Source organism: Phytohabitans maris (assembly GCF_031085175.1).
Classification (GTDB): Bacteria; Actinomycetota; Actinomycetes; order Mycobacteriales; family Micromonosporaceae; genus Phytohabitans; species Phytohabitans maris.
The window spans coordinates 73545-83060 of sequence record NZ_JAVHUY010000045.1 but is presented as its reverse complement, the minus strand read 5'-3'; the positions used below and the strand labels follow the sequence as shown (position 1 = coordinate 83060).

7 protein-coding genes are annotated in these 9516 nt (G+C 70.9%); 3 read left to right on the top strand and 4 right to left on the bottom strand.

What is annotated here, in order from left to right:
- Positions 1-121 precede the first annotated feature (121 nt).
- The 3 genes from RB614_RS34915 to thrS form a co-directional block, all read right to left on the bottom strand.
- Entirely contained in the window at positions 122-1465 is a 1344-nt protein-coding gene (locus tag RB614_RS34915; protein ID WP_308714810.1) for an IS701 family transposase, read from the bottom strand.
- A gap of 64 nt (positions 1466-1529) precedes the next feature.
- A complete protein-coding gene (locus RB614_RS34910; RefSeq protein WP_308716981.1) occupies positions 1530-2021 on the bottom strand; it encodes an HIT family protein in 492 nt (163 codons plus the stop codon).
- 98 nt (positions 2022-2119) lie between these two features.
- Positions 2120-4150, bottom strand: a complete 2031-nt coding sequence (gene thrS / locus RB614_RS34905) for a threonine--tRNA ligase (protein ID WP_308716980.1) — start codon at positions 4148-4150, stop codon at positions 2120-2122.
- An 88-nt stretch (positions 4151-4238) separates the two neighbouring features.
- Here thrS and RB614_RS34900 point away from each other — a divergent pair, with 88 nt between their 5' ends.
- Positions 4239-5396 (top strand): class I SAM-dependent methyltransferase, encoded by a 1158-nt coding sequence (locus tag RB614_RS34900; protein ID WP_308716979.1) that lies wholly within the window; start codon positions 4239-4241, stop codon positions 5394-5396.
- 253 nt (positions 5397-5649) lie between these two features.
- On the opposite strand, the gene RB614_RS34895 is transcribed toward RB614_RS34900, so the two are convergent.
- The gene (locus RB614_RS34895) at positions 5650-7005 is read right to left on the bottom strand and encodes an MGH1-like glycoside hydrolase domain-containing protein (RefSeq protein ID WP_308716978.1); all 1356 of its coding nucleotides are present in this window, start codon (positions 7003-7005) and stop codon (positions 5650-5652) included.
- Between the two features lie 161 nt (positions 7006-7166).
- On the opposite strand from RB614_RS34895, the gene RB614_RS34890 reads away from it, so the two are divergent.
- Both RB614_RS34890 and RB614_RS34885 read left to right on the top strand, forming a co-directional pair.
- Complete coding sequence (locus RB614_RS34890) at positions 7167-7856, top strand: response regulator transcription factor (RefSeq protein WP_173160665.1); 690 nt, start codon at positions 7167-7169, stop codon at positions 7854-7856.
- 56 nt (positions 7857-7912) lie between these two features.
- Positions 7913-9265: a HAMP domain-containing sensor histidine kinase gene (locus tag RB614_RS34885; protein WP_308716977.1), complete on the top strand. Its 1353-nt coding sequence runs from the start codon at positions 7913-7915 to the stop codon at positions 9263-9265.
- Positions 9266-9516 lie beyond the last annotated feature (251 nt).

Genomic DNA, 9516 nt, shown 5'->3' with positions numbered 1-9516 from the left:
CTTTGTTAGGTAACTCGAGATTGGTTGTGGTGTAAGGGTTTCACGGTTTGGTGGCATGTGGGGCAGGCGCCGGTCCAGGTCGCGAGGAGGTATTGCAGCTCGCGGATGACCTTGTAGAGGGTCAGGCCGGCGCAGCCGCTTTTGGGTCGTGTCGCAGCAGGGTGATGAACAGGTGCGCGGCGGTGACCAGGGTGACGTGGCGGTGCCAGCCGGTGAAGGAGCGGCCTTCGAAGTGGTCCAGGCCGAGGCCGGTTTTCAGTTCGCGGTAGTCGTGTTCGATCCGCCAGCGGATCTTCGCGGTGCGGATCAGGTCGACGGGGTCGGTGTCGGCGGGTTGGCTGGATAGCCAGTAGGTGACCGGTTCGGCCTCGTCGTCGGGCCATTCCGCGATCAGCCACCGCTCGGGCAGGCTGCCGTCGGGGTTGCGGGGGATGCGGTGCCCAGCCGGACGGACCCGTAGGAACACGAACTGTGAGCTGAGGATGCCTTTGCTGCCTTCGCGCCAGGTGACCGTGGTCGCGGCATCGCGGCCGGCGTCGAGCACGTGCCGGGCAATGCTGGCCGCGTCGTCGGGGTAGTCCGGGCGGGTCGGTGGGCGGCCGTGCCCGGACCACGTGGGTGGCGCGGGTTCCGCGTCGGACCGGTGGGCGAGGGTTTCGCCTTTGACCTGGACGCTGTAGAGGATGCCGCGTTCGTCGAGCGCGGCCCGGAACGGGCCGCTGTCGCCGTAGCCGGAGTCGGCGGTGACCAGGGGTGGTCGCAATCCGTGTGCAGCGAGCCCGTCGATCATCTCGATTGCCAGTATCCACTTCGGACGGTGGCCCTCATCCTCCGGAATCGCGGCCTTGCGGCGCCGCCGCCGCGCGGTCTCGGTCGCGGCAGCGGCGACCGCATCAACATCGACCTCGGCCGGTTCGACAGACGCGGTGGCCCGCGGTGCATTCGTCAACGTCTTACGCTGCTTGGCCTTGGCCGCCTTGACCGCGGCCGGTCCGGCCTTGGCGGCGTCCCAGGACTCCGGCAGGAACAGCCGCCAGTCCAGCGGGCACGACGCCGTATCGGTGACCGCGTGGACGCTGACCCCGATCTGGCAGTTGGCGACCTTGCCCAGGGTGCCGGAGTACTGCCGGGCCACCCCGGGCGAGCCGGTGCCGTCCTTCGGGAACCCGGTGTCATCGAACACCCACGCGACCGGGTCGATCAACTCTACCGCCCGCTCGGCCAGCCGCGCCCGCACCGCCATGGTGTCCCACGTCGACGTGGTCACGAACTGCTGCAGCCCCTGATGATCCACGCCGAGCCGGGCCGCCATCGGCTGCATCGACTTACGCCGCCCGTCCAGCAACAGCCCCCGCAGATACGTCTCGCCCTTGACCCGCTGGTCAGACCGGGCCAAGGGCGTGAACACGTCCGCCGCGAACGCCTCCAGGCGTTGCCGCACAACCGAAAGCTCATCCGGAGTCACCGAAGCATGAAACTACCCGCACCACCCCGACGACCCCACGACACGCCGACCTAACAAAGCACTACTAGAAGTCAAGCCAGGCCGAGGCGAGCAGGTCGCGCGTCTCGGAGAGCAGCTGCGGGAGCACCTTGGTCTGCCCGACCACCGGCATGAAGTTGCCGTCGCCGCCCCACCGCGGCACCACGTGCTGGTGCAGGTGGGCGGCGATGCCGGCGCCGGCGACCGTGCCCTGGTTCATCCCGACGTTGAACCCGTGCGCGCCGCTGACCTGCCGGATCACCCGCATCGCCGTCCGGGTGAACGCGGCCAGCTCCGCCGTCTCCTCCGCGTCGATCTCGGTGTAGTCGGCCACGTGGCGGTACGGGCAGACGAGCAGGTGCCCCGGGTTGTACGGGTACAGGTTGAGCACGGCGTAGACGAGCTTGCCCCGGGCGACGACGAGGCTCCCCTCCTCCATCGCCGGCGCCACGCAGAAGGGGCAGCCGGCGGGCTGGTCCTTCCCCGCGATGTACGTCATCCGGTGCGGCGCCCAGAGCCGCTCCAACCCATCAGCCACGCCTGAATCCTAGGGTCTGTATCCAGATGGGCTGTGATCGAAGCTCCCCTCACGCCGTTCTAACGACCTGAGGGGAGCTTCGATCACAGCCGTGACCCTTAGGCGGCCGAGGGACCCGCGTTCGTGCGCGAGCGGACCACGTCGACCACGTGCGCGACCGCCTCGGCCAGCGGTACGCCGTTGCGCTGCGACCCGTCCCGGTACCGGAAGGAGACCGTGCCCGCCTCGACGTCCGCGTCGCCGGCGATGGCCATGAACGGGATCTTCTGCTGCTGGGCGGTGCGGATCTTCTTCTGCATCCGGTCGTCCGACGTGTCCACCTCGGCCCGAATGCCCTCTTTACGGAGAAGATCCACGAAGGCGGCCAGGTACGCGGCGTGGTCGTCGCGGATCGGGATGCCGACCACCTGCACCGGCGCCAGCCAGGCCGGGAACGCGCCCGCGTAGTGCTCGGTCAGGATGCCGAAGAACCGCTCGATCGACCCGAAGAGCGCCCGGTGGATCATGATGGGCTGCTGGCGCGTGCCGTCGGCTGCCTGGTACTCCAGCCCGAACCGCTTCGGCTGGTTGAAGTCGAGCTGGATGGTCGACATCTGCCAGGTACGGCCGATCGCGTCACGCGCCTGCACCGAGATCTTCGGGCCGTAGAACGCCGCCCCGCCCGGGTCCGGCACCAGCTCCAGCCCGGAGTCCTCGGCCGCCTGGCGGAGGATCTCGGTCGCCTCGGCCCACTCCTCATCGGAGCCGATGAACTTCTCCGAGTCGCCCCTGGTCGACAGCTCCAGGTAGAAGTCTTCCAGGCCGTAGTCCTTGAGCAGGTCCAGCACGAACGCGAGCAGGTCACGCAGCTCACCCGGCATCTGCTCGCGGGTGCAGTAGATGTGCGAGTCGTCCATGGTCAGCCCGCGCACCCGGGTGAGCCCGTGCACGACGCCCGACTTCTCGTACCGGTACACCGTGCCGAACTCGAACAGCCGCAGCGGCAGCTCCCGGTAGGACCGCCCGCGCGCCCGGAAGATCAGGTTGTGCATCGGGCAGTTCATGGCCTTCAAGTAATAAAGCGCGCCCGCTCCGCCTTCTTGGATCTCCAACGGGGGGAACATGGTGTCCGCGTAGTACGGCAGGTGGCCCGAGGTCTCGAAGAGGTGCGCCTTGGTGATGTGCGGCGTGTTGACGAACTCGTACCCGGCCTCCTCGTGCCGGCGCCGCGAGTAGGCCTCCATCTCGCGGCGGATGATCCCACCCTTCGGGTGGAAGACCGCCAGGCCCGAGCCGATCTCGTCGGGGAAGGAGAAGAGGTCCAGCTCCGCGCCGAGCTTGCGGTGGTCGCGGCGGGCCGCCTCTTCCAAAAGCCGCAGGTACCCCTTGAGGGCGTCGCGGGTCGGCCAGGCCGTCCCGTACACCCGCTGGAGCTGCGGGTTCTTCTCCGAGCCGCGCCAGTACGCCGCGGCGCTGCGCATCAGCTTGAACGCCCCGATCAGCCGGGTGTTGGGCAGGTGCGGGCCGCGGCACAGGTCAGACCAGCAGACCTTGTCGGAGCCGGCGTCCACGTTGTCGTAGATGGTGAGCTCGCCCTCGCCGAGCTCCATGATCTCGCTGGCGTCGAAGCCGCCCGCGCCGGAGGCCTCGACCAGCTCCAGCTTGAACGGCTCGTCGGCCAGCTCGGCACGCGCCTCGTCGAGGCTCTCGAAGCGCCGCCGGCGGAAGCGCTGCCCCGACTTGACGATCTCCTGCATCCGCTTTTCGAGCTTGTCGAGGTCGTCCGGCTGAAACGGGCGGGGCACCGCGAAGTCGTAGTAGAACCCGTTGTCGATCGGCGGCCCGATGCCGAGCTTCGCCTCCGGGTAGAGGTCCTGCACCGCCTGGGCGAGCACGTGCGCGGTCGAGTGGCGCAGCACGTTGAGCCCGTCCGGCTCGTCCAGGGCCACCGGCGTCACCGTCTGCTCCTCCCCCGGCGCCCAGTCGAGGTCGCGGAGGTGGCCGGGTGACCCATCAGCGAGACGTTCGCGTACCACCACAATTGCTTTTGGTCCCGCGGCCGGAAGGCCGGCGGCGGACACCGCGTCGGCCGCCGTCGTCCCGGCCGGGACGACGAGGTCGGCCACAGCGGGGGTACGGGGTGCGGACACGGTGATCTCCTCAACGGTGGGCCGGGTAGTAACCGGTGCCATGCTATAGAGCCGCGCCGTCCGGCCCGCGCAGCGGTAGATTGCCGGTGTGGCAGCCTCGCATCTGATCGACGCGCTCCAGCGCAGGTACCAGGAGTTTTTCGCCGCCCGGACGGCCGTGCCGTTCGCGGTGGCCACCGCCGGCGGGCCGGCGCACCGGTTCGGCGGGGGCGATCCCGTCTTCACCATCACCGTCCGGGACGAGCGCGGGGCCAGGGCGCTCGCCGGCCTCGACCAGTTCGGCGTGGCCGTGGCCTACCTCAAAGGGTGGCTCGACGTCGACGGCGACCTCGCCGAGGCGCTGAAGATGCGCGCGTTCTTCAAAGACTTCCACCCGATCGCGTTCCTGTCCCGCTTCACGCCCGCGGCCCTCTGGCGCGGTCGCAAGGAGGACGACCGGCGGGCGATCTCGCACCACTACGACGAAGACTCGGAGTTCTTCCTGACGTTCCTCGACGAGCGGCACCGCTGCTACACCGAGGGCGTCTTCGCCGCCGACGACGAGCCGCTCGAAGACGCGATGACCCGCAAGATGGACCTCGCGATCGACGCGCTCGGCATCAAGCCCGGCGACCGGGTGCTCGAGGTGGGCGGCGGCTGGGGCGCGTTCAGCGAGCACGCCGCCCGCCGCGGCATCGACGTCACCACCACGACGCTCTCCAAGGAGTCCGAGCGCTACCTGGTCGACCTCTTCGAGCGGGAGAAGCTCCCGGTCAAGGTGGTCCGCCAGCACATCTTCGGCTACAAAAGCCCGGACCGCTTCGACGCGATCGTCAACATGGGCGTCACCGAGCACCTGCCCGACTACCGCACGACCCTGCGCAAGTACGCCGAGCTGCTCCGCCCCGGCGGCCGCGTCTACCTGGACGCGCTCGCGATGCGCCGCAAGCACATGGTGTCGACGTTCATGAAGCGGTACGTCTACCCCGGCAACTCCGCCCCGCTGCTGCTGCACCAGTACCTGCGGCAGGTGGCGAAGTCACCGTTCGAGCTGCTCAGCGTCACCGACGACCGGCACAACTACTTCCTCACCTGCCGCGAGTGGGCCATCCGCCTGGACGCCGCGCGCGAGGAGGTGGTGGCCCGCTGGGGCGAGCCGCTGTACCGCCGCTTCCGCCTCTTCCTCTGGGGCTCCGCCGCCGGCTTCGACACCGGGCTGGTCCAGGCGTACCGCTGGGTCCTCCACCTCCCGGCCCGCCCCGCCTAACGGATCCGCGAACCCGGAGGGCCGGGTCGTCGACCGGCTCGATGGCCCGGCGCGGCCCGCGCCGGGCTGGCGGATCGGCGTCCTGCCAGCACCTGGCGGCGGACCGCTCCTTGATCGGCGCCGGCATCGCCGGCACTGAGCAGATCGTGGTACGCGACTGCCCCTGGAGGGGCACTTGTGTACCACGATCTGCACCTTGGACCGATCCCACAGCGCCGATCACAGAAGGAATGGGCCACCCGCGGAGGGTGAGTTACGGAGTGGCGGCCATCAGGTCGAGGGCGAGCGCGGCCGTCCAGCTGAACGCGGCCGCGCCGATGCCGGCGCCGTCGACCGGGTCGAAGTACTCGTGGCAGCCGCCGCGGCGGATCACGCCGAGCATGGCGGCGCGCAGGTCGGCGGCCTCGCGTTCGTGGCCGTGGGCGCGCAGGCCCTGCCAGATCAGCCAGTTGACGTTGATCCACACCGGACCGCGCCAGTAGCGGAGGCGGTCGAAGTCGGGGGCGGTGCGGTCGTACGACGGGAGTGGGATCTCGCCGCCCAGCCCGAACGCCTCCGAGCGCGCCATCGCCAGCAGCGACACCCGCTGCTCCTCGGGCAGGCCGGGCAGGATCAGCGGGATCAGGCCGCCCACGCAGCGGGCCGTGCTCAGCTGGCCGGTGCGCACGTCGCGGGCGTGGAACATCCCGGTCGCGGGGTTGTACAGCCGGTCGGCGAGGACCTTCGTGATGTGCTCGGCCCGGTCGCGGTGGGGTGCGGCGTCCACGCCGATCACCTCGGCGATGTCAGCCAGGGCGATCTCGGCCAGGGCGAGGATCGCGTTGAACGAGGGGCACTCCACCAGAAACGGGTGATACTCCAGCAGGCTCCCGTCGAGGTAGCCCCCGTCGCGGTAGCTGGCGGCGATCGCGATGTACCGCGCGTAGTCGGTGTCGGTGGGTCTGTGCGAGTGGACGGAGACCTGCGTGTCCTGGCGGCGGTGGCTGTGCAGCAGCGAAAGGTCGACCGGGACGGCGGCGAGTGCGCTGTCCCAGGCCGGGCTGTTGTCCAGGCCGGACTCCCATGGGTGGACGATGCTGCACAGCCCGTCACCGCCCACGTTGCGCCCTTCGCAGAGGTATGTCTGCTGTTTCACCAACCGCGGGTACAGCCACTCCAGCTCGCGCCGGGCCGCGTCGCGGTCGAGGCAGCGCAGGTAGATGTCGCGGGCGGCGACCGGATGTACCGGTGGCTGCACGATGCCCGTCGTGAGCCCGCCGAGCCGCCCGGGCGATGCCGGCGCGTCCCAGAATGCGGGACCCGGGAAGTAGTCGCGCTCGGAGACGTCCGGGTCGAAGACGATGTGCGGGACGCGCCCGTCGTACCACTGGGCCGCGAAGAGGCTGCGCAGATCGCGCCAGGCCCGCTCCGGGCGGTGGTGGGCGAGGCCGACCGCGATGAACGCCGAGTCCCAGCTCCACTGGTGCGGGTACAGGGCGCGCGATGGCACCGTGTGGTCCCGTTCCCAGTTGGCGTCCAGGACCTCGACGGCCTGGCGGCGCAGCTCTTCCTCGGTCATGACGGCGCCGGCCGCAGGGGCCGGCGCGAGGGGCGTCTCCGTGGTGCTCACTCGACCCATATTGGCAGGTCACTGCTCGTGTCGCAGGTCCATCCGGATGGTTTCCCGACTATCGGTACGGCCGGAGATCAGCAAACCGAGAACGTCCCGCACGGCCGGAGATCAGCAAACCGGGATCGTCCGCGGCTTGCCAAGGGCAGTACCGTCTTCGCATGGCCACCGTCCTCCTGGTCGAAGACGACCATGTCGTGCGCGGCGCGATGCTGCGTTCGCTGGCTGATCGGGGCCACGCCGTCCACGCCGTCGGCACCGCGCTCGACGCGCTGCGCCGGGTCGCCTCGGAGACACCCGATCTGGTCGTGCTCGACCTCGGCCTGCCCGACCTCGACGGTGCCGACGCCCTGCGCATGCTGCGCGGCATCACCGACATCCCGATCATCATCGCCACGGCCCGGGACGACGAGCAGGCGATCGTGCGACTGCTGCGCGCCGGCGCCGACGACTACATGGTCAAGCCGTTCACCGGTGCCCACCTCGACGCGCGGATCACCAGCGTGCTGCGCCGCGCGGGGCGGGCGAGCCGCACCGTGCAGCCGGCGGTGCACGAGGTCGGCGGCCTCAAGGTCGACGTCGGCGAGCGCAGCGCGCACCTCGACGGGGTGCCGCTGGCGCTGACCCGCAAGGAGTTCGACCTGCTGGCATACCTGGCGGCGCGTCCCGGCCGCGTGGTGTCCCGCCGGGAGCTGTTGGAGGAGGTATGGCGGCAACCGTCGGTCGGCGAGGACCAGACCATCGACGTGCATCTGTACTGGCTGCGCCGCAAGCTGGGCGAGTCCGCGGCGAAACCCCGCTACCTGCGCACCGTGCGGGGGGTCGGATTCCGGTTGGTGGCACCGGACTGAGGCAGGCGCACGCCTACGTCACCGCCGCCCTCACCACCATCGCCGCGCTCGCCTTCATGATCCCGCTCGGCCTCGAGCAGCGCGCGGACGCGCGCGACGAGACGCTGGCCCAGGCGCAGCGCCGCACGGCCGCCGTCGCCGGCGCGCTCACCGTCGCGACCAACGACGAGCAGGTACGGCGCGCCGCGCTCGCCGCCGGCGAGGGTGACCCGGCCGTGATACACGGCCTGAAGGCGCCCACCGACGGCACGCGCGCCGAGCCCGAAGACGTGTCCCGGGCGGCCCGCGGCACCGAGCCGCTGCTCGTGGACGCGGACGGGGGCAAGGTCTACCTCCAGCCGGTACCCATGGAGGGTGCCACCGCGGTCGTGGAGGTCTTCCTGGCCGACGGCGCGTTCGGCGGGGCGAACTGGTGGCTGCTCATCGGCCTCACCCTCGGCCTGGTCGCGGCGTCGGTGGTCGTGGTCGACCGCCTCGCCGCCGTCGCGGTCAACTCGGCCCGCAACCTGGTCAACCACGCACTGGCGGTCGGCGACGGCGACCTGGCCGTCCGCGTACAGCCCAGCGGCCCGCGCGAGCTGGCCGAGGCGGGGTACGCGTTCAACCGCATGGCCGACAAGCTCGTCGCCGCCCGCAGCACCGAACGCGAGCTGGTCGCCGACCTCTCGCACCGCCTGCGTACGCCGCTGACCGTGCTCCGCCTCGACGCCGACGCGCTCGACTCGGACGACACGAGCGTGGGGCAGTTCAGCGCGGCCGAGCTCGACCGGCGGCGCACGATCCGCCGTATCCGCCAGGCGATCGTGACCCTGGAGGGCGAGGTCGACGTTCTCATCAAGACCAGCCGCAAGGTGGTCGAGCAGGCCGAGCAGCCCGAGGAGAGCATCTGCGACGCCGCCGAGGTGGTCCGCGACCGGATGGTCTTCTGGTCCGCGCTCGCCAGCGACCAGCAGCGTCCCAACCAGGTGACCGGAGCGCACACCCGGATCCCGGTGCCGCTGCCCCGCGCCGAGCTGGCCGCCGCGCTCGACGCGGTGCTGGGCAACGTCTTCCGGTACACGCCGCAGGGCACCGCGTTCGAGGTCGCGATCTCCCGGCGTGACGGCTACGTCGCGGTGCGTGTGGACGACGCCGGGCCGGGTATCGCCAACCCGGACCGCGCGCTGCGCCGCGGCGCCAGCGACCGCGGCTCGACCGGCCTGGGCCTCGACATCGCCCGGCGCGCCGCCCAGCAGGCCCGCGGCTCGGTGAGCATCGACCGGGCCCGCCTCGGCGGCGCCAGCGTGGTGATGCTGCTCGCCGACGCCGAGGCCGTACCCAAGCAGGTGAGCCGCTTCGGCCTGGTCGGCCGCCTGGCCCGCGAGCCCGGTGCCCGCCGCTGGCCGAGGCAGCGTTCCAACAGCGACTGACGCCGCCAGCCCGGCGCCCGCGCCGCCGGCCGGGGCGGCGCTCCAACAGCGGCAGACCCGGCGCCCGGAGGGAGGGCGCGACCAGCAGGTGCGGCTCAAATCCGCCTTAGGTCTGGGTTAACCGGGCCGTTCGCGGGGCGGCCGGATGGCAACATCGATCGCGATCCCATCCTGGTTCCACCGGACCACCACCCGCAGTTTGTCCACCCACCCGGTCCGGTGGGACCTTTTGCGCGCGCGGCGGGAAATGG